Raw genomic sequence first — 23,863 nt, 5'->3', positions numbered from 1 at the left:
CCGTGGCCGTTGCCAAGGCTGCCATGGACGAAGGGCTTGCCACCAATGCCATTGAGGACTGGGATGCCTACCGTACAGGATTGAGAAAACGTATGGAAAAATTCTGGAAATAGTTTTTTATCTTGTCCTTATAAATGGCTTAAGCCGCTGGTTTGGACGGCTCAGGCTGTTTCCTTTTCCCGGAATATCCCCCTTGTTGGTGGGTGTTCCGGGTTTTTTTATATGAAAAGGTCGCCTTCAAGTTTACTTCAGCAGAGCCCCCCCGAGGGGTAATAGGAACCGGCCAATCGAGCTGTCTACAGTTCCGGGCCGGGACCATTACCCGTCGGGGGGGCGGCATAATACCATTTGGCTCCGCGTCTACGACTCTATATTCGTTGTGTCCGGCAGGACATGCCCGTTATATGAAAAAGAAGGTGCTGGGTTTTGGGTACTGGGTGTTAACAGCAAGCCCATTACAATGGCTTGCAGATAGTCTGATTAAGCCAGGATCAGGCCAGGCGTTGGACAATGGCATCGCCCATGGCGGCGGTACCCACTGCGGATGCAGAATTCTCAGTGAGGTCTGCCGTTAGGATGCCCTGGTCCAGAACATCAGCCACGGCATTGACAATGGTATCGGCTGCTGCTGGAAGGTCCAGGCTGTATCGAAGCATCATGGCAGCAGACAAAATCTGGGCAATGGGGTTGGCTATGCCTTTACCGGCAATGTCCGGTGCACTACCTCCCGCGGGTTCGTACAGGCCGAAATTGTCTTCATTCAGGCTGGCCGATGCCAGAAGTCCCATGGAGCCGGTGATCATGGCACACTCATCGGAGATGATGTCTCCGAACATGTTACCGCACAGCATGACGTCAAACTGGTGGGGATTTTTTACCAGTTGCATGGTGGCGTTGTCCACATAGATGTGATTCAGGGTGACATCGGGGTATTCTTTTGCGATTTCTATGACCACCTCCCGCCACAGCACCATGGAAAAAAGCACATTGGCCTTGTCCACGGATGTGACGATCCCTCTCCTTTTCCTGGCGGCTTCAAAGGCTTTTCTGGCAATACGTTCAATTTCAAATCGGGAATACACCAGTGTGTCATAGGCTTTTTCTGTTGGTCCTTCTCCCTCTCTGCCCTTGGGCTGGCCAAAATAGATGCCTCCGGTGAGTTCCCGGACACAGAGGATATCAAAGCCGTCTTTTACGATTTCAGGTTTAAGGGGGGATGCCGCTGCCAGTGATTTAAATACCTTTGCAGGCCTTAAATTGCAGTAAAGGCTAAAATGTTTTCGTAAAGGAAGAAGGGCGGCTCGTTCCGGCTGCTGGGCCGGGGGCAGGCTTTCCCATTTGGGACCGCCCACGGAACCAAATAGGATGGCATCGCTTTTTTCACAGATTTCAAGGGTGGAGGCGGGCAGGGCCTCGCCATGATTGTCAATGGCGCATCCGCCCACATCGGCTTCCTGATAGTTGAGTTTGAATCCAAACTTTTTTGAGGCGGCATCCAGTACTTTCACTGCCTCTTTCATCACTTCTGGTCCGATTCCATCTCCAGGCAGCAGGGCTATGTTTTTTTCCAATTCACAAAATCCTTAATTTAAAGGGAATCTTGCCGTTCCAAGCGTATCCCAGTAATGAATGGTTGAAATGTTGCTAGACAAACAATTACCATACCAGATAAATGACGTCTATTTCAAGGCGTTTTTGTATTGATGTGCGACTTAATATTCTTTAATCTCAAATAGTTTCATGATTTTTAACTTTGTTGCGTAAGGCTAAACCTTGGGCCTGATCATCATATGGATTATTCTTGATAAAGAAACAACGGTTTACGAAATGATGTTGTTCAGCAAAAATATTGGCGATGGATTATTAGTTTCATGTAATGTGCCTAAAACAATTCGGGGTTGATCATAACATAGGCAAACTTGTGGGGGAATTTTAATAGTGCAAAATAGGCATTCTCCATATCCCCTCAAAAATAGTTACCACCCATCCCTGAACAATGGTCCGTGCTACTGTATTATTCATTTGATAACCCCTCATAGGGATGAATAACCATGCGAACCAATGTTGCCGCATAGGCCCGCACTTCCTCATAATCCCTCATGGGGATGAATAACACCATAGATGGGGAAACCTATGAGTATTCGTGGATACTCATAATCCCTCATGGGGATGAATAACTCAGCTAAAGAATCCCTAAACTGGTATAAATCAATTCTCATAATCCCTCATGGGGATGAATAACATCTGCCATACTGGCATCCATGAACTCCCTTAACGGCTCATAATCCCTCATGGGGATGAATAACCAGTTACCCAGATGGCTTTGGCCACCAGTGAAACGTCTCATAATCCCTCATGGGGATGAATAACTGTCAGTCCCATTACCCCCCTTAAATTTTGATAGCTCTCATAATCCCTCATGGGGATGAATAACCCTGCGTATCCCATGTGGCATACTCTGTCACAAAAACTTATAATCCCTCATGGGGATGAATAACTTTGATGTAACTGTCCGTGCGGAACACGGCAAACTTCTCATAATCCCTCATGGGGATGAATAACGTCTCCCGGCCCGGGTTTGCTATGCGTCAAAATATTCTCATAATCCCTCATGGGGATGAATAACGACAATGGCAGCAATTAAAAGCCGATTCATACACTCCTCATAATCCCTCATGGGGATGAATAACATTTGAATAAGTGATGAATCGACGTGGGTCATCAATCTCATAATCCCTCATGGGGATGAATAACCAGTTACCCGTGAAGTGACTGTAAGACGAGTCAACGAGTCTCATAATCCCTCATGGGGATGAATAACCGCAGCCCATGAGCTATAAGACCACCGTGTGGTCATCTCATAATCCCTCATGGGGATGAATAACTTACAGGTGGAGGCCCAGCAAAGGAGGCTCTAGAAACTCATAATCCCTCATGGGGATGAATAACCCCGCCTCAGAAAGGAGATCAGCAAGCATGTAAACCCTCATAATCCCTCATGGGGATGAATAACTTTTATCAAGCTGAAGGCCATCATAAATGTCCGCATTCTCATAATCCCTCATGGGGATGAATAACCGGCCATGATAGGGATTGCTGATTTACCTCCACCAGGCTCATAATCCCTCATGGGGATGAATAACTCCCGGGAGAGCGTTTAATGTTGGCGACACAAAATATCTCATAATCCCTCATGGGGATGAATAACTTATGGTAAGATCTTGTCCAATATGCCAAAAAAATATCTCATAATCCCTCATGGGGATGAATAACTTTGTACTCTTTAGTGGGCATATTCACTCCAATATGCTCATAATCCCTCATGGGGATGAATAACCAGTATTTCCGGGAGGGCCGAGAGCAAATATTGAACTCATAATCCCTCATGGGGATGAATAACCAAGAAGGCCCGGCGCGGCAAGCGCAAGTATAAAGACTCATAATCCCTCATGGGGATGAATAACATTTTGGTCCAGGTGATGAAGAATCATTAAAAAGAACTCATAATCCCTCATGGGGATGAATAACGATAACCAAACATCTTGACCAACACCATTTACATATCTCATAATCCCTCATGGGGATGAATAACGCGAACCCATGCTCATCAAATAATCATAAAATTAATCTCATAATCCCTCATGGGGATGAATAACACATATATGGCAAAATGCAACTTTGAAAATACTATGCTCATAATCCCTCATGGGGATGAATAACTTATAATATAGTTTTTCTTTTGTTGTATATGAATATCTCATAATCCCTCATGGGGATGAATAACAACTACACAAAAGAAATTATAATTGATGAAGAAACGCTCATAATCCCTCATGGGGATGAATAACGAATTTGATGTCACAGCCCTGGTGACTGATATTCCACTCATAATCCCTCATGGGGATGAATAACGTACCGGAAGGGTTTTTTAGGCATCTTTACAAATTCCTCATAATCCCTCATGGGGATGAATAACGTTTCATCAAATCCTTCAAAATTCTTTTTTGAAGAACTCATAATCCCTCATGGGGATGAATAACCCTCCAACTGCTGGCAGATTTCCGGGTAACTTGCCGCTCATAATCCCTCATGGGGATGAATAACCTGGCCTGTGCTCATTATTGTGGTTATTATCGCGTCTCATAATCCCTCATGGGGATGAATAACTTCGTACAGCCATCTATGGATAATTTGGACAGGAGGCTCATAATCCCTCATGGGGATGAATAACACTCCAGCAGGAGCCGGGAAGAATCCCCGGCCACCTCTCATAATCCCTCATGGGGATGAATAACCCTCCAACTGCTGGCAGATTTCCGGGCAACTTGCCGCTCATAATCCCTCATGGGGATGAATAACTGCCGATTTAATTACGAATTAAATTGAAACTCCATTTAGATTCATCTTGTAACCACTTTGATAGCTTTTAATCGACACTTCATACTCCTGCTCTTTATCCTTCATACCAGATCGAAGTTCAACATCACAAAACTTGAAAATCAGAAGTATGCGAAAAATTTTCAGTTTTTTCAGCCTCACCTTTACCGCTGATATTCTTCCCAAAATGGGTTATTTTTACATTATTACGATTTAATGCACTTACCTCTGTCACCCGTTCATTGGGCTTTAAAAGGCGACTGATTTCACGTCTCAACTCAATTAATTTTGCTTCTGACAGATCACCGCTGAAGACAGAGTATTGGATATGTTCCAGATATTTTCTAAGCAATATTCTGAATTTGCTGGTTCGACGGGCTTCCACATCATAGGTCATCAATACATACATTTCTAAACCCTCCGTTTAAAAGACTCATACTCTGCAACTCCCATAACATGTCGTTCCAGATTAAGGGCTTCTCTATAAATCCATTCTCGATAAGTCCGTCCCTTAAGCATCTCCTCCAAGCGAATGGAAAAATTGGATGCCACCTGCTGACGGCCTGTCTCTGATAGCAGGCAGACCCCATCTTTCTGATTAAACCAGTTTGACCGAATCATTCTTTTCCGGACCATTTTAAAAATTAGAGCATCACTAAGTACCGGTTTAAAAAGTTCTGCAACATCCAGACTTAATGATGCACGTCCCTGGGACGGAGAATGGAGCCAACTCAAGCTTTGATCCAGATGGGTTTTAAAAATTTCATGACGAACCACGGTGTATGTCATTTGGTTTAAAAAAGAGATCAAGCAATTGATGGGATTATTAGGTGGGCGGCGTGTTCGTTTCCCAAAATCCAATTCAGAATCAATTGTTTGCCATGCTGCATAATAAACTTGATGAATGTTGCCTTCTACCCCCATTAACTCTTCACATGTTTTTGTTGCTGATATTTTATCAATTTGGCGGTCCATATGACCTATGTGGCTTTCCAACCCTTCCACTCCACGATATCTATAATATAGAAGATTTGCCCGCATATTATGTCCAGCCCCTCGGACAATTTCACGTGCCACCGGCATCTTTGAGCGTTCGTTCAATATGCATCGAGACTGGGCAAGCTTTACCCTTCCAGATGGATTTCGTTCAATTGGCTCAAATGTCCCTTTGAAATAACCATAATAGTCAAACACAGAAATCCGTATTCCGTGGGTGCCGCACAGACACAACAGTTTTGAATTCATCTGCGCCTCAGACAACATGACAATATGCCGGACCTTTTCCACCGGGAAATGTCGTTTGGTGCCATGTACAGTTAGGAGCAGTGTATTTTCGTGGCGCTTCAAGCGTGCATTTTTTGATACAAAAAGTGTTTCCATATTTTTTAATCCATTCCGCAAAAACCGGAAAAGGAACAGGCCTTGCAGAGTCCAATTCGATGGGCAGAAGGTACTTTTTCTTCCAGAGCAAGCTGAGCCAGAAGGGTTGATGAGTCCCATAACCGGTTTAGTTGTTTTTCATCCAGTGGTACCTCTCGCCTCTGCTTCGTGGAAAGAATATGGGTGATGCCCCGCCATTCCTGTCCAGATGCCAGTGAAAGCATTAACGCATAAAATGCGGTCTGATCGTTGCAAGCATCCGCAGCTCCACTGCTGCCTTTGTTTTCATAAACCACACGATTTTGCCAATCAACTCTATCTGGTGCCAGACCGAATAAACCTTCGGTGCTTTTGTCCCGGGCATAGCTTGTGATATGCTTGGCTGTTCCTGTCTTGACAAGGCCATACCATTGGGCAAAATTAATATTATGCAGATACATCCATGCCCGCCGTCGGCACAGCCGTACATGTTGAAAATGTAATTCATGGAGTCCCAGATCATCCACTCGTTCATGGAATTTTGATCCTTTTGGCCAATCTTTGACATTCATGATTACCCCCTCTTCTTTTGGAAATGATCAGATATTGAATTTTACAGGACACCGATTGTTGAGGCGCATTCGGTATCCGCACTGACAATCAATCCGGTGAGTCTAACAAGTGTCAAAGCAGCATTCATGGCTTCTGGATAAAGTGTCCATGCTAATGCATCCGGGCCTTCTTTTTTGGCGAATTCCCGGCACCAACTGTCCACCAGAAAAATATCATCATTAAGTATGACCGGATAGGGCATGTGAGGAAAACTGGCATTTTTCGTGGCTTTGATATAATTTTTTTCTGTCAGGAAATGTTGTGAAAGTGTTCCGCTGATGCGTATCTCTTCTTCACCGTCTTCTGCCAGAAGCAGGGGAAAACGTTTTAAAATATCAGTGTTTCTGAGAACCCATTGTTCAGATGCCCGGAACACATTCCCTTTTCCATCCCTTTCCACCAGACGAATTCCCCGGGCTATATTACGCAGAGTGTGTGCTTCCTGTTCAAATTGATCACACCAAGATTTTGCAGTATCTCCAAAATTGCGATCCGAGTTCATTTCTCTCACCTGTTTTAACAGGCTGTATACATGGCTGGCCGGTTTGGGCTGGAATTCTTTTAAATACTTCCAGCGGTGCCCACTGTTGCTGAAATGCTTCATCAATACATTCCAGTAAAGCCCTGCAGCATAGGCGGCCCGGTTGGGCATTTTACCAAAATGTTTTTGTCCGTTTTCAGGGCAATCTTTGAATTTTCTCCGAGCACTGCGGCTTAGAATTTCGGTGATATCATCAATTCCGACCATTTGATTTTGATGGGTGCTTATCCATTTGTGAAAACGCCGGAACCAGGGCTGTTTCCCTGCAAATTCATCATCCCATCGGATGAATACCTGTCCATCATGATTGCCACGCGCTGCCCGTCCATAGCGTTGGAGAAAATTCATGGGCTCAAATCCTGGTTCCATGAACAAGACATCCGCCCGGAAGGTCACACCCATTTCAACACTGGCGGTTGCAACAAGAATTTCAAAATTTTTAGGGTCATGATCACGGCCTGAAACGAAAAAATCATCATTATCATTTCCTGACCGTGAATCATCAATACTGTTGATCAGAAGGGCCTGTCCCGATGTTGTCCCCGCATCAATGAATATCTGTTTAAGTTCAGGCAAGTCCTCTTGCAAATCTATAAGTTTATTATAAATTATTACCACCTGCCGATGGCGTTCCCGTTCCCTTTTAATCACCTCCACATTTTTTCTAAGTAAACTAACCATGCTTTCTGTCTGGCAAAAAATCATACAAACATCACCATGAACCCAACGGCCTTTGCTTGTTAATTTTTCTTCAAGGGTAATAATTTGATCTTCAGGGATATCCAAGCGATGAAGTACCGGAGCAATATCCAAGGGTGTAGCAGAAAGGAAACTGACCCGTGCTCTGGAGCCCTGAAGCTTGGTAGCCAATTTTGCAAATAAGCCAGCCAGACCAAATCCTCGTGGCGAAATGGTGTGAAATTCGTCAAAAACAATGTGGTCAAATCCGGTTAACAGGTCAAATACGCCCTTGTCCGATAACCCCTTTTCAGGATAAGAACGCAGCAACAGACTACTGACCACTTCGGGCACGGCAATGACCATCTCTCCGCCTTCCATGGCATCATTCAAATCAGTGATTTCCCGAACCCGTCGGGCCATGATCCTGGGTTCACCGGCTTCCCTTAATTTTTTTGTTTCATCGGAATTCCAAATGGATATCTTGGACAAGGCATGTTCTTTTGTCCAACCATGCATGTGGGCCAATGAATTTAAAAGCCCTGTCGCCAGATTTTGGCAGAGTCTTCTTGTGGGAACAATGAAAAGTATTCTCTGTTTGTTGTCCAGCATGGCTCGTTCAAATGCATAACTTTTTCCAGCCCCGGTGGGGGCATTGGCAATACGTATTTTGGTAGAATTGTTTAATAATTCATGTTGAAGGGGGGAGAGCCCGGATTCAGGTAATTGCCCTACACAATGGCGCTTGACTGTGAGTTTAATTATTTCCATTGCTCCACCTCTCTTGTGGCATCTTCTGGTTTAAGAAATGGAGATAATTGGAGAGAATGGAGGCAATAGCGATCCACAGACAATTCCCGTCCAAACAGGGAAGCTGTGGCTGCATTCAAGCGAACCTTTTCTTTTGATTGAGATTTTTTCAATAGTACCATGCCACTTCGATGCAGCCCGACCCGGATGACCAATTCTGATTCTCCAGCATAATTGAATGGGTCAAACCCTTCCATTCCAAAAATAATTCCCTTGAATATCTGATAAGGTGGAACTTCTTGGATGTAAAAAAAATCTTTTAAATTTCCTTTTTTGGCTACATCCTGGGTTTTTTTCTGAAAACCAGCTTCGGCATCCAGATTCAGACGGCGGGTTATGGGTGAAAGGAGGCGTGGATCATCTGTCGTAAAAACAGATGTGCGCCAGGGCATGGCTGATAGGTGTCCTTTGTAATCTTTGGCAGGAAGGGCCACCCGGGAAGCCGTCATCCCAAGAGTGGCCGCCAGACCAAAGGCGATTGCCCGATCACTGATCAGTTCAGGCAGAGTCGCCGTGCCGCTTTGAACCATCAAACTATGATAGGCAAAGGGGGTCAAGGTTTCAGCTGTGATGTTTATTGCATTTATCTTCATGGTTATTTCCCAGTGCCAAACCAACTGTCAAACAGGCTTGCAACCTTTGGCATGGCCTCTTTGTATCGGTTTTCCAGATCGATATCTTCCTCTTCAAAGGCACTAATCAGTTTTTGCTGGTATTCACTTAACTCATTGGAAGCCATGCTGGTTTCATGGATAGGCTCCATGATTGAATGAATAGTTGTCATAACCGTTTCTGTGTTTTTTTTATCGATTTTCTGCTGATTTAAGGCTTTGATGATTTCATAGGGGGATGCCAAGGGACGTTCAAAACGAGAGCCGTAAAGACCCACAAGTCTGGAACGGATATTGACTCCGGTGGTTGAAGTTTGACCTCCATAAGGGCCTGCGAGACCAATTGAGAGCAAGAGATGGTCAAGGGCTTCTGGTGGAAGTACTTTTCCCCGGGTGGAAATTACTTGCACCATGATGCTGCCAGGTAAAATAAAGTGGCGGGTAAACAGGTTGTCACTGTTTTTTTTATTTTCTGCGTCAAACAATGTGCCATCTTCCATGGCTCGATTATGGAAACTTTCATCTACACAAAAATGTTTGGGTAATAAACTTAACGCATCAGAGTAGTTGACACCGGCTTTGACAGGTAAAATACGATTTTCCTGCATTGCAGAATCTCCAAAGACTAAGGTGTTCATATCATAAGCCTCGGATGGTTGTTGTTTTTTTCTTAAAACTGTTTTGTTTTGGGGGAGTTTCCCTCCAACCCCATAGGCACGTAAAATCTGAAGTCCTCGACCTTTTTCAATGTATTTAAACTTGTTTGGGACTGCCCGGATGTAAGTTTCATCACCACATTCAATGTCCGTAATTTCCTGCTCGGCATTCCTGAAAATTACCGGGGCCACGGCTTCACGTATAAGTACAAGTGTAAGACAACCCATATTTTTCATTGCTGGATGAATATAGCTGTCTGTTTTTTTGTCTCCGCCTATGGTGGTGTCAACTAAATGGTCTATTTTTCCGAGGTAGGGATAAAATCTTTTCATTATTTATTGCTCTCCTGTTGTTGGCGTTCTGTGATATCTTTGTGGGCTTTTAAAAATGCGATACGATAGATGCTTGACAGTACCCGCCTGCTTTTTTGGCTGGGGAATTTATTACCAAATGCGCTGGGCCAGACTTCGTTGACAAAAATGGCGGCCACTGATTCACAACCTTCCATCAAAGTTTTGCCGTTTCTGTTGGCTTTTTTTGCCGCTTTTTCCCGTCGAACAAGATTTGATTCCAGCTCTCCAGCCACGGCATAGATCAAAGATGCTGTATCTGTTTGATGTTGTTTTTGAGCGATGGTAACGGCCTCAAGACAGAGTTTAAATACCAGAAGTTGATCACTGGTAGATGATCTGCCCCCCGGATTTTGTTGGATGCCTGCAGCGGCCGTTCCCAGTTTAACTAATGCGCCGTCGTCTTCATTCATTTTTTTATCTCCTTCAAGAACATTCATGTAGATATCTTTCAACTCTTCCATTAATTTTACTTTTTTATCTTTATTATCATCTTCCAGATCCTTGAGATGGCACCAGCTTAGGCAGGCAGCCTTAAAACGTGTTTTTGGATTGGCATAAAGTTTCAGCACATCATGGCCAATTCCTGTGGTTTCCAAAAGATCGTTTATAATTTGTAATTTATTAAGAGCATTGGGAATTTGTTCAAGGAAAAGGCTTCGCCCCCCAAGTAATTGAATCAGTACCTGGGGCATGGCATCATAGTAAAAGAATTCTTTGCGCTGCTGGGGAAGCCCGCGAAATAGATGGAAAGGTCGCCCTGTGCGACGGCAGGCGGTTAATAACATCCGCATTATCTGAACTTGATCCGCCAATTTTTCTGGAATCCTTTCTAATCTGGCAATTCGGTAACGTCTACTATGAATTTCCATCCCACTCATCACACGTCCTTTTGAAACCTGGAGTCGGCTTAAATCGTAGAGGGAGACTGCACCCATCATTTTATCATCAGCCAGTGCCAGTCCTCCAAAAAGCCCTTGGGTGGAAGGAGAGGATATTAATGTGGGGACTCCGTTATCCCGTCCACCTTGGATGGTGTGGGATTGAGCACGGAGTTTATGCTCTGCCAGGCTTGCTGCCCCAACATTGGTATGGGCTTGAGTCATGACAACGGATTCCGGTCTACCTTCTCTACCGGAAAAAGCAGATATTTTTACACCATACAAACCGGTCGCCTGTTTAATGGTATTTGCAAATGGGACCGGTTCATCTGTGAATATGCAACGTCCCTTTTCGTTTTCTGAAGTTAGTTGAACCCGTTTACTTGAAAGGAGTTGCACAATACGTTGTCTTGTTGTGCGAATAATTTCTACTCCATCTCCAAGTATAAAACTATTAAACCCAGCAAGTTCTTTTGTCCCTTCCAGCCATTGCCTTAAGAGGCTGTATTCTCCTTCCCAGATGGAATCAATTAGTTCATCATTTTCCGCTGCAATTGCAGTTACCCATAAGCTGGTTAATGTCCGGCGGGAGGTATCCTCTTTTATGGAGGACAGCCAACTCGGCGGGGAGATATCCACAATTTCTAATAATGCCAACTCTCGTTGGGTTGGGGTGAGCACTTTATCTTTGGGCTTGGATTTGACATTCAGGTTTAAAAGAAGGGCAAGTAATAGAGCGTAGTGCGCCCAGTCAATTGCTTCTTGGTCAAAATCGTTAAATGATGCATATAAGGTTAACAATTGGCCAGTGGGTTTAGGCCATCTGGGTTCTAATCCTATGTCAGAGAGAAGATTGTCCAACACATCATTGAGTGAGTCTTTTAAATCTGTCTTGATTTTTAAAAGACCACTCTTCTGTTTTGTATCGAGCTCTTTTATGAAAGCTTCTAATTCGTCATAATTGGGTTGGCCGTTATAAAGAGAGGGTAAACCACGATTTGAAATATCAAGATATAGATTAAATGGCAGGCCATTACAAAGAGCAGATAGACCTTTGTCAACTATGGCATCATATTGTTCACTGGGTAAAAGCATGAAAAAGTGACCATCCTGATGAACTTCAATCAACGGCGGAACTCCTGCGAGATGAAGGCTAAAACGGGATAAGTAACGTTGAAGTTCGTCCAGCAAAAATGGATGCAGGGGATCAAAAAGCTGAATTGCTTTCCAATTTTTGCATAGGTCACTTCTTAATGCACCTTGGTCATTTTTCAGACAGTCAATCACGCCTTTAAGGCCACCTTTCTCAGGATCGCTTGACACCCATATTCCATCCAACTGATCGGCCAGGCGGACGTAACGCGCAAGGTTTTCCAATTCCCTTGGTGGCAGAATTTCAGGATGATGACGGTGGGCCTGGGTGGCTTCGACTTTTTCAATCAGGTAGCGGAGTTGTTCAGAGGAAAGTATAAGGCCGAATGGCTTTAGAAAAAAGGGGATGCCATACCGGGTTATTCTTTCTTCCAAACCTTCCAGGGGAATAGCTTCGTTTCTAGCCAGCCCCAGATCTTTATCGATATCATGCAAAAAAGCGATGAGCGCAACCATGGCAAGCCTGCGTTCAATAAGGGATGTATCCATATCAGGATTTCGTGAAAGCCAGTCCAGGGATGCCAGCAAAAGGGAACCGCGTACCACGGACAGAAGGTGCTCCAGAAGGGTAATGTTATAATATTTATTATATTTTGATTGCAGATCGGGGTTCGCGGTATAACCTCCCTTTCCGCTGATGGTCATCAAGCGCAATGGGCGGGGATCAATGTGAGTCCCCTTAGCAATCTGTTTTTTTGCTTTTACACTAAGGGGAAGAAGCTCTCGATCATTTTTCATCAAATGTGCTTCAATAATTTCTGTCAAAAAATGTTTGTATATTTTTGATGCCAGCATCGTTGCTTTTGACATCCATACCTGGGCTGTCATCTTCCAATCCCCCTTTCCGCCAATCCAACGCATCCGAAGCCCATTCTATTCTTTTCTCCAATGCCGGAATACCATGCCAAGCGTAGATCTTTTTCATTCCCTGTCATAACCAGTGGGGCTCTCATTCCGATCACAAAGACCTTGTGTCCGTTTTTTAGCTTTTTGATTTGAACAAGGGTGTGATGTTTTGAATGGGAGCGCAGGTACAGGTTATCTGGGGATACAGTCAGCGATACCTTTTGACCGGTAAGACGGGATAGGCGATGGTTGACGGCCTGGCTCAAATCAATTTCCTTTAATGAGGTATGCCAGCGTGGCCCTTTTTTTTCTTTTTTGGTTCTTGAAATGGCTAAGGGTGATAGTAATACCAAGCCAAGAGAATTTTGATTTGGGCCAACGGGGTCAAGATCTTCAATGATATCTGCTTCGGAAAAATCTACATGTTCACCTGTCAGAGCACGGGTGTATTGGATGGCTTTTGTATCCATATTGGATAGACACTCAGACAAACAATCATCCGGGGTTCCCACTACCAGAGAGTGTGCCCGATTTTCTCCCTTGTAATGCCAGCCAAGGACTCCGAAATGCCAGATGGCGGCATTGGAACCCCAAATAGCATCGCTTGATGCGCCAGCCTTAATCCATGCATGAATTAAGGCATCATGGAGTAGATCAAGATTACGATAAGTGACCATCTTTCCCTTGGGTAAAGTGATACGAATTCTGTACATGATGTTTCCTTTTGTTTTGATGTATGATAATTATTTGTATAACATATAAAAAAAAACCATACAAACCTATAACATGGAATAAAAGTTTACATGTCCCTAAAGAAACATGATAAGGAAAGATTTGAATACATTGAGACCCGGCTTTTATGGGGAGAAGGCTTGACAGCAAGAGAACTTGGTGAAGCTTTTGGTATTAGCAGACAGATTGCGCAAAAGGTGATTACAAATTATCGGGAAAAATATCCACATCAAATGGTCTATAAAAGTAAACAAAAGCGTCATGTGGCCATTGACAGCTTTGAACCCCTTCACGTTAGTAAAGATCCTTTAAAATTTCTTGATTTTTTGAGAGGGGATACACTGATAGGATATTATCGGGAAGAGAGAACATGGAGTGACTTTGAGATTAATGATGTGACTCGCTTGCTGCATCCTAAATTGGATTTCCCTGCAATTAAAATATTATTGGAGGGGCTTCATCGCAAACAGACGGTCAGCATCGAATATAGAAAAAAAGATTGGGAGTCTGATGGATGGACATCACGAATAATATCTCCCCATAATTTGGTTTATGCAGATAATCGATATCATGTTCGGGGCTTTTGCCATTTAAAATATAAATTTCTTGATTTTGTTTTATCACGGATTGTTTTTGCAGAAAATGTCCATGAGGATTGGATTCCACCCGATGATGATAAAGAATGGAATCAATATGTTAAGCTGGCTTTCAAAGCCAATACCGATTTGCCCCAGGGAATTCAAGATGCGATTGTTCAAAATTATAAAATTATTGAAAGCGGGGTCAGGATTATTAATTGTCGGAAAGCGTTGGCGTTTTATGTGGAAAGAGATTTACTTAAAACTGATGCAAAATATGGTTGTCCACTCTGGTTAAAATGTTGATTTTTAAGTCTGGAATCAGGCTATGGATACTATCGCTTGGCAGCGCTATCGATTGTCGGTAGCATATAAGGCTCATGTTGTTTTTCAGGGTCTTTTTATGCGCAGCTCGACTAAGCGTTTGAATCTATTGCAAATATCAAAAGGCCTTCTGTTTTGCCCTGTTGAATATATTGTTTTGTGATTCCAAAGCTTTATAGTTAAACGCAAAAACAAGATCCCGGAATCCAACAAGAGCCTAAAGATAAATCTATCCGGTAGCCCCAGCTATGTCTATGTTCTGTTTGAGTACAAGAGTTACTATGACAAGTATGTTCATCTCCAGCGATTGGAATATATGGTGAAAATATGGCGGCTCTTTTTGAAACAGCAGTGCTAAGATGCAAATACTATAACGCCTACCCCCCCCAATGAGTGGCTGTTGGATCAAACTTACAACAGATATTGTTAAGAATTTCGGTCGTTTTGAAGGTCAAATATTGGATGTTTACCCTTGAGTGGTAGCCTTAGTCATATCCAGAATATTTTGAATGGTTTTAGCAATATCACTCATCTCTATAGGCTTCATTACAAAACCGTCGATACCAATTGATTCTGCCTTTTCTTTATTAATAATAGCACTATAGCCAGTACAGATGACAACAGGAATTTCCGGACGAATCTCTTTGAGTTTTTCCGACAATCTGACGCCAGTCATCTTCGGCATGGTCATGTCTGTTAGCACCAGATCAAACCCATCAGGTTTGGACCGAAACAGTTCCAGGGCATCCACAGGGCTTGTTGTTGTCTGAACTTTGTACCCAAGTCGTTCCAGCATTATACCAATCATGTTCGTAATGGAGACTTCATCATCGACAAAAAGAATTTTTTCACCAGCCCCTCGGGGAATTTTCCTTGATGCTTTGACATCCGTCACTGGTTTTTCGGTAAGCAACGGGAAAAATATTGTGAATGTGGCACCTTTTCCAGGCTTGCTTTCAACAAAAATGGTTCCATGATGATTTTGGACGATACCATGAACAACGGCAAGGCCCATTCCCGAGCCCTTTCCCACACCCTTTGTCGTAAAATAGGGATCAAATATACGATCGATAATATCTTCACTGATTCCCGGGCCTGTGTCGTTTATCGTGATTTTGAGCCAGTCTCCGGGAGCCAGGTCAGGATAACGAGCACTTGTCTTTTCATTTATGCTTGTCGTTTCGACAAGAATATCCAGAACGCCGCCGGTATCCTCCATTGCATGGGATGCATTGATGCAGATATTCATCATTACCTGATTGATCTGGATTGGATCGCCAAGGATTGTCACCTCTTTTTCCGGAAAATTCTGCTGGAGTTCAATGGTGGTTGGAATTGTTGAGCGCATGAATTTGAGGGCATCCTTGATAACCATAACGGCATCAATGGGCTTGAATTTTTGATCGCTTTGACGGCTGAAGTTCAGAAGCTGTTTGACAACGCCGGCAGCCCGCAAACCAGCGGATTTAATCTCTTCAAGGTTTTTATGTGCCGGGCTCCTCGCAGGCAGGTCTTCCATTGCCAGTTCTGCGTTTCCGGTTATCATATAAAGTATGTTGTTAAAATCATGGGCGATGCCCCCCGCTATTGTTCCGATGGATTCCATTTTTCGTGCCTGGTAGAGCTGTGCTTCAATGGATTTGCTATCTGTAATATCACGGAATATCGTTAATTTGGAGATCGTTCCGCAGGAATGATGAATCGGAGAGTTTGTAACGGAATAGAATCGGTTATCCTTTGGATTTGCCAGCTCATAGTCGATATGCTCACCTTGCAGAATATTGTCCAATACACACCAGGAGCATTTTTTATTATAGCCATAAATTGCTTTGTAGCAATAGTCTCCGGTTGAATCTCCACCGATTGTACTGATCATTCTCGGGTTCATATATTCAATGAGAAAATCAGGATTGCAAATATACACGGCATCTTTCATGGAATCCAAAATGGTACGGTATTTTTTTTCGCTCTCCCGCAACAACTCCTCGGCATATTTGAGATCGCTAATGTCAGCAACACTTCCTAGAAAATAGATTGGTTTGCCATCACTGTCGCGAACAAGATTGGCATCCAGCATGCCATAAACAATTTTACTGGTTTTATGGATGAAACGCTTTTCCATTCGGAAATGGTCAATTTCTCCTGCGGCCAACTGGGATTGTTTAAGAATGTTCTTTTCAATGGAGTCTGAATGGGTGATCTCTCTCAAATGCTTACCTGTCAGTTCCGCTTCACTGTAACCAAGCATTTTGCAATAGGCTGGATTTGCAGCCACAATTTTAAATTCCAACGAAACCTTTGCCACACCAATGGACATGTGATTATACACCTGACGAAAACGCTCCTCACTCTCCCGCAGTGCCCCTTCAGCGCGCTTGCGAGCTGTAATGTCGCTTAAAAAATTCAACGTGGCAGGCTTGCCCTCCCATGTAATGCTTACTCCATTGTTTTCCATCCATTTTAAATCGCCACTTTTGGCAATGAACCTTAACGCATATACTCCAAGTGTTTTTTCATCTTCTAACATTTTTATATGGTGCTGCATAACCATCTGCCGATCTTCCGCATGAATAAACTCTATGAAAGGCCGCGACATCAACGCAACTTCGGAATAGCCTGAAATTTCCAAAATTTTTCGATTTATGAATTTCAGCATCCCATCCTGGGTTACCGCAATACCTTCATTGGCGCTCTCTACAACTTTGCGATACTTATTCTCGCTCTCTTGCAGCGCCTCTTTCACCTTCTTAAATTCAGTGATATTTCGACATACAGAGATAATGGTTTTTTGACCCTGGAAGTTTGTTAGCACCGTGTTTGTCTCAACACATACCTGACGACCATTCCTGGCCAATTGAATGGCTTCGAATTTTGTCTGTCCATTTCGTTGCAATTGCTCCATGGCCAACGGGATGATTTGAGCTGAAGTTTTCGGATCGTCCAATTCCCAAGGGCTCATGGATTTAAACTCTTCGTCTGTATACCCCAACATTTCTCGAGCCGCTTTATTAACCTGATGAAATTTGCCTGGTTGACCATCAGGCAATACCTGATGGACATAGACAGCGTCGTTGATGTTCTCGAAAAGGAATTTGTATCGTTCTTCACTTGCACGCAGACGCTGCTCCGTCACCTTATGCTTGGCTATTTCATGCTGCAGTTTAGCCGTTCGCTGTTCAACCAACACATTTAAATGCTTTTGTTGCTTTTCAAGCTCTTTTTCTGCATTTTTGAGTCTTAGCATTGATTTAACACGAGCGAGCAATTCTCGATTACCGATGGGTCTGACAATATATTCATCAGCACCAATTTCAAGCCCTTCAGATTGATCCGAAGCTTTTATCCGTTTCACGGAGAGAATTATAAAGATTCCAGATGTTTTTTCTTCTGTTTTTAGCCTGTGGCAAATTTCAAGACCGTCTATATCTGGGAGCTCATTGTCAAGCAATATCAAGTCGGGAAGATTCTCTTGTGCAGATTTAAGCGCTTGTTCACCCGTTTGGGCTTCTATTACCGTATATCCTGCCTGTTTTAATAATTTTACTGTAGCAGACAAGATAGGGGGATCGTCATCCACAACCAAAATTAAATTATCTGCATTCATGCTCGTTTCCCTTGATGCTAAAAATCAGGATATTGGATTAATTGCTTTTTATTGGATACGCCTCAATACTTGTATTATACATAAATAATTTTGATATTGATAATATGGTCATAATTGTTAAATGATCATGGATCATTCGCTTCCAAATTTCAACAGAATACTCAAACCCATGAAAATCATAAGAAAACATTTAATGCAGCAATTCTAATTTTAGAGCTGTGTGCGCTTAATACCAAAAAATTGACAGTTTTAATCAACGTGATTTCAGTGCGTTATACATCAGAGGATTTGATAAAAAATTATAATTGAAATTGCTGTATTTGATACTCAATTTTTTTAAAATTAAACTTACTATACAAGATATTGTAATACATAACAAATTTAATTTGGGATTTTAAATGAAAGTTTGTTGGAGATTATATCTGTTAAAAAAAGCACCAGTAAAGTAGGGATGCCCCTTTTTGAATATCTGTGATAAAAAATGAGCATCAAGTGGATGAGCATATTCGGCATCTGCATGAGGCACATAGTTCCAGTGGTATATATCTCCCAGAACAGTGGACCGGTATAAAAATGGTTTGACGGAAGAGCACCCCGAACCTTGTCAAACATCGGATCCGTGGCATGGAGGACCATGGTTGCTTTTTGTAGGGGGGGAGCAACCAGTGTTCATACATCAATGCCCCAATATAAAAAAAATCCTCTTTCCGGGGAAGAGTGGTTGCGTCTCCAAAATGAAAGCCGGGGTTAAAAAAGCCGGACAGATTTTTAGTTTTCCATCATGGAGGTTCTCTTGACATAGGTAACAGAATCAGAGTACTCTCTTTTATGTTTGATGTCGATAAACGTTTAACTGTCAAAGCATTGCATATTTCAAGGAGAATTTAATGACAATAAAAAAAAACGGCCTTGAAAGAAAACTTGTTGGGGATGTGTTGTCAAAGCTCGGTATAGATGGTGTGTCCCTGTCCACCGATTTGGAGGGGTTAAAGGCCGTTTATGGAGCGTGGTGCAGGAAAATACCCTTTGACAACATACAAAAACTAATTCATCTTGAATCCGGGAATCAGGCTCCCCTTCCCGGGGATGATCCCACAGATTTTTTTGAAGGATGGCTTCGATTCGGAACGGGTGGTACCTGCTGGGGTGGCAGCAATGCCCTTTACAGTCTTCTTTTATCACTTGGTTTTAAGGCCTCCAGGGCCACGGGGACCATGTTGATAGCACCGGGGGCACCCCCAAATCACGGAAGTGTTATTGTGAATTGTGATGGAGAGCGTTTTTTGGCAGACACCTCCATACTGCACGGTGCTCCCATTAAAATAGGCGATAAGCTGCCCACAAAAATTGCTCATCCGGCCTGGGGCATTAACGGTTACCCGGAAAAAGACAACTGGTATGTCCGATGGAGACCATTTCATATGCTGAATGGATGCACCTGCCGCATGGATGATACCAATGCCTCCCATACCACCTTTAAGGCGTTAAATGAGGAGACACGAAAATGGGGGCCCTTTAACTATTCCCTTTATTTTCGTATTAATCGGGGGGACACCGTTACCGGCGTGGCATTTGGAGACAGGTTTTCCTTTGACTCCCGGGGTAATATAAAGAGAACGCACATGTCTACTGAGGCCCATCATCTTTTTCTTTCACAGGAGATGGGTATCTGCAAGGAGATTCTGGATAAGTTGCCTGCGGATAAACCCACACCACCTTCTCCAGCTTCTAAATAAACTGTCACGGGCGGACCTTATTCTGGCCTTGGTCTGCCCACAACGAAGCTTGAAAGAATGTTAGGCTTGCCCACTCTTTCATATAAAAAAAATGGGTATGTCTGCCTTTGGACACAACCAAAAACGAATAAATGAGGATATATTATGGTGAAACTTATTGGAATCAGTGGCAGCCTTCGTAAGGGATCATACAATACGGCATTGCTCAGGGCCATTGAAAAAACGCTTCCTCCAGAAGTTGAAATGGAAATATTTACCTGTGATGGCATCCCACTTTATAATTCGGATGTGGATGGCGATGAAAAACCCCCTGCTGTTGAACGTTTAAGAACGGCCATAACAGGATGCGATGGCGTATTGTTTGCAACCCCGGAATACAACCACAGTATTCCAGGGGTACTGAAAAATACCATTGACTGGGTATCCCGCCCGGGATTTAAATCCCCCATGGCCGGTAAGCCCAGTGCAATTATCAGTGCATCCAAGGGGTTTTTAGGGGGAGCCCGTGCCCAGGAACATCTGAAACTTGTACTGGACAGCCTGTTATCACCTCTTTATCCCTCAACGGAATGTCTTGTGAGCTCAGCTCCGGAAAAATTTGACGCGTATGGTACGCTGATGGATGAACGCGTTCAGAATCGGCTCCAGAAGTATATTGAGGGCTTTCTTGGGTGGATGGCCAAAGACGCATAAAATGAAAAAGCGCACGCTGTTTTTTTAAACAGCGTGCGCGTTGTATATGCAGTTGATTTTATATCAGGTCAGATGATCAGAAACTGAAGTTGAGAAACAACTGGGCAAAAAATGCATCGTCATCACCAAAAACCTCTTTGGCCGCATCATCGGGGCTCACAACACCAAGACAGGTGCTGGCAAAAAGATGATCGCCGATGGGCCAGTCCACAAACAGGTTCCATTCGCTGGCCCAGTCGTCGGAAGAGACAGGGCCATAGACAGAACTGTTTTTTTCCTCAAGGGTGTGTTTGATGTACATCAAAGAGATGGTCATGGGTTCCATGGGGCTGAAACCGGCCTCCACGATGAAATCGTTTTTGTTCTGGTTGGGCAACTGTGCTTCACCCACCAACTCACCAATGATCCAGTGGTTCCAGCTCTGGAAATCAAAAAACATGGGATCATACTCTTCGTTGTCAGCTGTGTCTGGATCATCGCCGGAGAAGGAGACATACATCCCGCGCACATAGGGGGCCATTGGGGTGTCAAAACGGTATGTGGCACTGGCAAAAAATGCGTCGGCATCACGATCTACATTTCCTGCAATACCTGTGTCTCCGGTCTCATGGACGTATTCACCTTCAAGTTGCAGGCCGGCAACAGTTATGTCCACACCGATGTCAAAGGCTGTGGTGTCATCTTCGTTTCCCACACCGCCGTTGGTTGCACTGTCTTCATTCTTGTTGAAAACACCGCCGTAAATAAACATTTTTTCGTTGATGTCCCAGTGGACGTTCAAACCGGTAAGGCTGACTCCATCTTCAGAGCCACCGGCAAAAAGATCGCTCCAATCTTTGACGTAATCCCCGGCATCTGCATAAAAAAGCGACCCTTTTACAGCTCCGAAATCGCCGTCGAGTTTGACGGCAAAGGGGAAACTGGAGTGGTAGTAGAGCCAGTTGGCAGCGCCTTGATCTTCCCCATCAGCCACCACAAACCATTTTTCAAGTTTGATTTCCTGACGTCCCAGGGTAAGGTCCAGGCTGGTACCGGCTATTTTGGCAAATTTAAGCCAGGCCTGGTCGATGCCTATCTTATCGTCATTGTCGTAAACGCCGTAAAAATCCTGTCCAATGGTTTCTGCAAAATAAGGGGCAAACTGTCCGCTCAGCTGAGCCCATCCGATGTCTTTGGTGGCTGTGAAGCGAATTCTGCTGAAGGTTTCACCATAAGAGGTATCTGTGTCTGAATCAAATCCCGGGTTGATATTTGAAAGATCTGTCCCAAACCAGGGATTTGAATCATATCGATAGAAAACATTCACTTCTCCCCCCACGGTGAATTTGTCAAACACCTTGGACAGCTCCTGGACTTCCACATCAGCATATAGGGGCATTGCTGTACTGATAAAAAATGTAGCGGTCATCAACAGGATTGAAAGGCCACTTAATAAACTTCTTTTCATCTTAAATCTCCTTTTGTTTGAATTGCGATTTTTTTCTTCTCCTCAAAAAAATTCAGCATTCTTCATTTTTTTTGTAAGCATAACGCTGTTTTCTGGAAATCTCCTTCACGTTTAATGTAAAGTGACTTCCACGGGCGTATGAAGGATGTAGATTTTTTTGCATACTTCAGTAATTTACAAAAAATTGTGTGAAATCAATTTCACTAAAGTATCAATTTTATTGATCAACCCCGATGATGACGGCCTGTGGATAGAGGAAAAATTTATAGATGCCTTAATAACGCAGGCCTGACCCCACCACGAAAGGCGAAAATCGAAAGTTGAGTTGAATTACGTTTGAAGTGTGTGCATCATAGCCCCTTCAAGTGATTTGGGGGCTTTTTTCGAAATGATTGTCTTCATGACCGAATAACTCACCGGTGGTTTTCATGATGAAAAAAGAACCGAAAACCTATTCGGCAATGAAGGCATTTTTAATATTTAGAAGATTGCATTGGGAAGCCAGGTCGCGATTTTAGGAAAGATCATGACCATCAGGAGCACCGCCAGCTGAATTATGACAAAGGGAGGAATTGACCGCCAGATGTCTTTTGTGGTGATGCCCGCAGGGGCAACGCCTTTCATCATGATCAGTGCCCATCCGAATGGAGGTGTTAAATAGGCCACCTGCATGTTTAAGATAAACAGAATGGAGAACCATATGGGATCAAAACCAAGCAACCTTGCAATGGGAAGCATGATGGGGGCACAGATGGTCACCACCGCATAATCATCCATGAACATGCCGAAAATCAGCAGTACAAACTGCATACAGATGAGCACAATCCAGCGATTTACCTCCAGGGACTGGATAAGTTCCATGATCATATCCTGGGCACCGGCACTGGCATAAAAGACCCCGAACAATGTGGCTGGAATGAGTATCCACAGCGCCATGCCGGTTATTTTAAGCGTTTCTGTGCAGGAGTCGGTAATAACTTGCCAATTCAGTCTGCGGTGGACAGCACAGATGAATATTGCTCCCAGTGCCCCCACCCCGGCAGCTTCCGTGGGGGTGGCTACGCCAAGAAAAATGGAGCCCAGTACCAGTACCACAAGCATGCATGGGAGGAAAATTTCAGCAAGGGCTTTCCAGCGCATGCTCCAGGTGACATCTATTGATATCTTGGGTAGATCGTTGGGCCGGATAATGCCGACAAAAACGATGTAAGCCACATAGAGCGATGCCAGTATAAGTCCTGGTATCATACCTCCAAAAAAGAGTTTGCCAATGGAGATGCGGGCAATGAAAGCAAAAATAATCATGATGATGGCAGGGGGGATGATTTCTCCCAGCACACCGCCAGCCATGACAGAACCCAATGCAATGGATTTACTGTAATTGTGTTTGAGCATGGCCGGGACCGCCACCAGACCCATGGTCAAAATACCGGGGCCAAAGCCGCCACACATGGCAAGGGAGACGCATACTCCGACGGAGACAATGGCAAGACCACCGCGAAGCCCGGATAACCAATAACTCAAGCCATTGTACATTCGTTCTGAAATGCCCGATTGTACCAGAAAATTGCCCATGATGAGAAAAAGCGGTATGGTCATTAATGTGGGGCTGGTCATTTGCTGGTAGGTGGTGGTGGCAACGGTGTACACCGCATCTGGTCCATCAAGTATATAGGTCATCGCAACGGTGATTCCACCCAATGCAAAGGTGACGGGAATACCAAGGGCAAGCAATAGCAAAAGACCGCCGAATAAAACAAAGCTAATCAGTTCAATACTCATTGATAATAATTCCTATAACGGTCATGTCCTGGCAGACACAACAAATAATGAAAATGGTAATATGCCGCCACAGGCGGAGCTGATCTTATGGCG

At 43.8% G+C, this 23,863-nt stretch carries 16 protein-coding genes and 1 CRISPR repeat array; of the genes, 4 read left to right on the top strand and 12 right to left on the bottom strand.

Annotated features, from left to right (window positions below; all coding sequences use genetic code 11):
• Positions 1–491 precede the first annotated feature (491 nt).
• From leuB to ACYQ2M_RS18205, 9 genes are all read right to left on the bottom strand, one after another.
• Positions 492–1,571 carry a 3-isopropylmalate dehydrogenase gene (gene leuB / locus ACYQ2M_RS18245; RefSeq protein WP_459917810.1) on the bottom strand — a complete coding sequence of 360 codons (1,080 nt, stop codon included), beginning with the start codon at positions 1,569–1,571 and terminating at the stop codon, positions 492–494.
• 451 nt (positions 1,572–2,022) lie between these two features.
• Positions 2,023–4,359: direct repeats of the CRISPR family, unit length 28 nt; unit sequence CTCATAATCCCTCATGGGGATGAATAAC.
• 124 nt (positions 4,360–4,483) lie between these two features.
• Positions 4,484–4,786 carry a CRISPR-associated endonuclease Cas2 gene (gene cas2, locus ACYQ2M_RS18240; RefSeq protein ID WP_459917809.1) on the bottom strand — a complete coding sequence of 101 codons (303 nt, stop codon included), beginning with the start codon at positions 4,784–4,786 and terminating at the stop codon, positions 4,484–4,486.
• 2 nt (positions 4,787–4,788) lie between these two features.
• On the bottom strand, positions 4,789–5,757 hold the full coding sequence (gene cas1b / locus ACYQ2M_RS18235) for a type I-B CRISPR-associated endonuclease Cas1b (protein ID WP_459917808.1): 969 nt from the start codon (positions 5,755–5,757) through the stop codon (positions 4,789–4,791).
• 5 nt (positions 5,758–5,762) lie between these two features.
• Positions 5,763–6,308, bottom strand: coding sequence for a Dna2/Cas4 domain-containing protein (locus ACYQ2M_RS18230; RefSeq protein ID WP_459917807.1), 546 nt, complete (start codon positions 6,306–6,308; stop codon positions 5,763–5,765).
• 41 nt (positions 6,309–6,349) lie between these two features.
• Positions 6,350–8,338, bottom strand: a complete 1,989-nt coding sequence (locus tag ACYQ2M_RS18225; protein WP_459917806.1) for a DEAD/DEAH box helicase — start codon at positions 8,336–8,338, stop codon at positions 6,350–6,352.
• Positions 8,329–8,970: a hypothetical protein gene (locus tag ACYQ2M_RS18220; RefSeq protein ID WP_459917805.1), complete on the bottom strand. Its 642-nt coding sequence runs from the start codon at positions 8,968–8,970 to the stop codon at positions 8,329–8,331. The genes ACYQ2M_RS18225 and ACYQ2M_RS18220 overlap by 10 nt, the downstream gene beginning before the upstream one ends.
• Positions 8,971–8,972: 2 nt before the next feature.
• The gene (gene cas7d / locus ACYQ2M_RS18215) at positions 8,973–9,977 is read right to left on the bottom strand and encodes a type I-D CRISPR-associated protein Cas7/Csc2 (protein WP_459917804.1); all 1,005 of its coding nucleotides are present in this window, start codon (positions 9,975–9,977) and stop codon (positions 8,973–8,975) included.
• Positions 9,977–12,856, bottom strand: coding sequence for an HD domain-containing protein (locus ACYQ2M_RS18210; protein ID WP_459917803.1), 2,880 nt, complete (start codon positions 12,854–12,856; stop codon positions 9,977–9,979). Before ACYQ2M_RS18210 ends, cas7d begins: the two co-directional genes overlap by 1 nt.
• The gene (locus tag ACYQ2M_RS18205; RefSeq protein WP_459917802.1) at positions 12,853–13,587 is read right to left on the bottom strand and encodes a CRISPR-associated endoribonuclease Cas6; all 735 of its coding nucleotides are present in this window, start codon (positions 13,585–13,587) and stop codon (positions 12,853–12,855) included. The genes ACYQ2M_RS18210 and ACYQ2M_RS18205 overlap by 4 nt, the downstream gene beginning before the upstream one ends.
• A gap of 90 nt (positions 13,588–13,677) precedes the next feature.
• Here ACYQ2M_RS18205 and ACYQ2M_RS18200 point away from each other — a divergent pair, with 90 nt between their 5' ends.
• Both ACYQ2M_RS18200 and ACYQ2M_RS18195 read left to right on the top strand, forming a co-directional pair.
• On the top strand, positions 13,678–14,490 hold the full coding sequence (locus tag ACYQ2M_RS18200; RefSeq protein ID WP_459917801.1) for a BrxR family helix-turn-helix transcriptional regulator: 813 nt from the start codon (positions 13,678–13,680) through the stop codon (positions 14,488–14,490).
• Positions 14,491–14,683: 193 nt separating this feature from the next.
• The gene (locus ACYQ2M_RS18195; protein WP_459917811.1) at positions 14,684–14,866 is read left to right on the top strand and encodes an Rpn family recombination-promoting nuclease/putative transposase; all 183 of its coding nucleotides are present in this window, start codon (positions 14,684–14,686) and stop codon (positions 14,864–14,866) included.
• Positions 14,867–14,974: 108 nt separating this feature from the next.
• On the opposite strand, the gene ACYQ2M_RS18190 is transcribed toward ACYQ2M_RS18195, so the two are convergent.
• Positions 14,975–18,112, bottom strand: a complete 3,138-nt coding sequence (locus ACYQ2M_RS18190) for a PAS domain S-box protein (RefSeq protein ID WP_459917800.1) — start codon at positions 18,110–18,112, stop codon at positions 14,975–14,977.
• An 887-nt stretch (positions 18,113–18,999) separates the two neighbouring features.
• Between ACYQ2M_RS18190 and ACYQ2M_RS18185 the strand changes: the two genes are divergently transcribed.
• Together ACYQ2M_RS18185 and ACYQ2M_RS18180 are read left to right on the top strand one after the other, a co-directional pair.
• Positions 19,000–19,848, top strand: coding sequence for an arylamine N-acetyltransferase (locus ACYQ2M_RS18185; protein ID WP_459917799.1), 849 nt, complete (start codon positions 19,000–19,002; stop codon positions 19,846–19,848).
• A 144-nt stretch (positions 19,849–19,992) separates the two neighbouring features.
• Entirely contained in the window at positions 19,993–20,541 is a 549-nt protein-coding gene (locus tag ACYQ2M_RS18180) for an NADPH-dependent FMN reductase (RefSeq protein WP_459917798.1), read from the top strand.
• Between the two features lie 76 nt (positions 20,542–20,617).
• Here ACYQ2M_RS18180 and ACYQ2M_RS18175 read toward each other — a convergent pair whose 3' ends face one another.
• Together ACYQ2M_RS18175 and ACYQ2M_RS18170 are read right to left on the bottom strand one after the other, a co-directional pair.
• Positions 20,618–21,988: a hypothetical protein gene (locus ACYQ2M_RS18175; protein WP_459917797.1), complete on the bottom strand. Its 1,371-nt coding sequence runs from the start codon at positions 21,986–21,988 to the stop codon at positions 20,618–20,620.
• 480 nt (positions 21,989–22,468) lie between these two features.
• Positions 22,469–23,770, bottom strand: a complete 1,302-nt coding sequence (locus ACYQ2M_RS18170; protein WP_459917796.1) for a TRAP transporter large permease — start codon at positions 23,768–23,770, stop codon at positions 22,469–22,471.
• Positions 23,771–23,863 lie beyond the last annotated feature (93 nt).

This window comes from Desulfocicer niacini (assembly GCF_054657595.1).
Note: the sequence above shows the minus strand (reverse complement) of the source record. Positions and strands in the feature narration are given on the sequence as shown.

What these genes read in the sequence shown, in the direction of transcription:
- cas2 (WP_459917809.1), bottom strand. Translation starts at nt 4,786, where the DNA reads ATGTATGTATTGATGACCTATGATGTGGAAGCCCGTCGAACCAGCAAA.
- cas1b (WP_459917808.1), bottom strand. Translation starts at nt 5,757, where the DNA reads ATGGAAACACTTTTTGTATCAAAAAATGCACGCTTGAAGCGCCACGAA.
- ACYQ2M_RS18230 (WP_459917807.1), bottom strand. Translation starts at nt 6,308, where the DNA reads ATGAATGTCAAAGATTGGCCAAAAGGATCAAAATTCCATGAACGAGTG.
- ACYQ2M_RS18225 (WP_459917806.1), bottom strand. Translation starts at nt 8,338, where the DNA reads ATGGAAATAATTAAACTCACAGTCAAGCGCCATTGTGTAGGGCAATTA.
- ACYQ2M_RS18220 (WP_459917805.1), bottom strand. Translation starts at nt 8,970, where the DNA reads ATGAAGATAAATGCAATAAACATCACAGCTGAAACCTTGACCCCCTTT.
- cas7d (WP_459917804.1), bottom strand. Translation starts at nt 9,977, where the DNA reads ATGAAAAGATTTTATCCCTACCTCGGAAAAATAGACCATTTAGTTGAC.
- ACYQ2M_RS18210 (WP_459917803.1), bottom strand. Translation starts at nt 12,856, where the DNA reads ATGACAGCCCAGGTATGGATGTCAAAAGCAACGATGCTGGCATCAAAA.
- ACYQ2M_RS18205 (WP_459917802.1), bottom strand. Translation starts at nt 13,587, where the DNA reads ATGTACAGAATTCGTATCACTTTACCCAAGGGAAAGATGGTCACTTAT.
- ACYQ2M_RS18200 (WP_459917801.1), top strand. Translation starts at nt 13,678, where the DNA reads ATGTCCCTAAAGAAACATGATAAGGAAAGATTTGAATACATTGAGACC.
- ACYQ2M_RS18190 (WP_459917800.1), bottom strand. Translation starts at nt 18,112, where the DNA reads ATGAATGCAGATAATTTAATTTTGGTTGTGGATGACGATCCCCCTATC.
- ACYQ2M_RS18185 (WP_459917799.1), top strand. Translation starts at nt 19,000, where the DNA reads ATGACAATAAAAAAAAACGGCCTTGAAAGAAAACTTGTTGGGGATGTG.
- ACYQ2M_RS18180 (WP_459917798.1), top strand. Translation starts at nt 19,993, where the DNA reads ATGGTGAAACTTATTGGAATCAGTGGCAGCCTTCGTAAGGGATCATAC.
- ACYQ2M_RS18175 (WP_459917797.1), bottom strand. Translation starts at nt 21,988, where the DNA reads ATGAAAAGAAGTTTATTAAGTGGCCTTTCAATCCTGTTGATGACCGCT.
- ACYQ2M_RS18170 (WP_459917796.1), bottom strand. Translation starts at nt 23,770, where the DNA reads ATGAGTATTGAACTGATTAGCTTTGTTTTATTCGGCGGTCTTTTGCTA.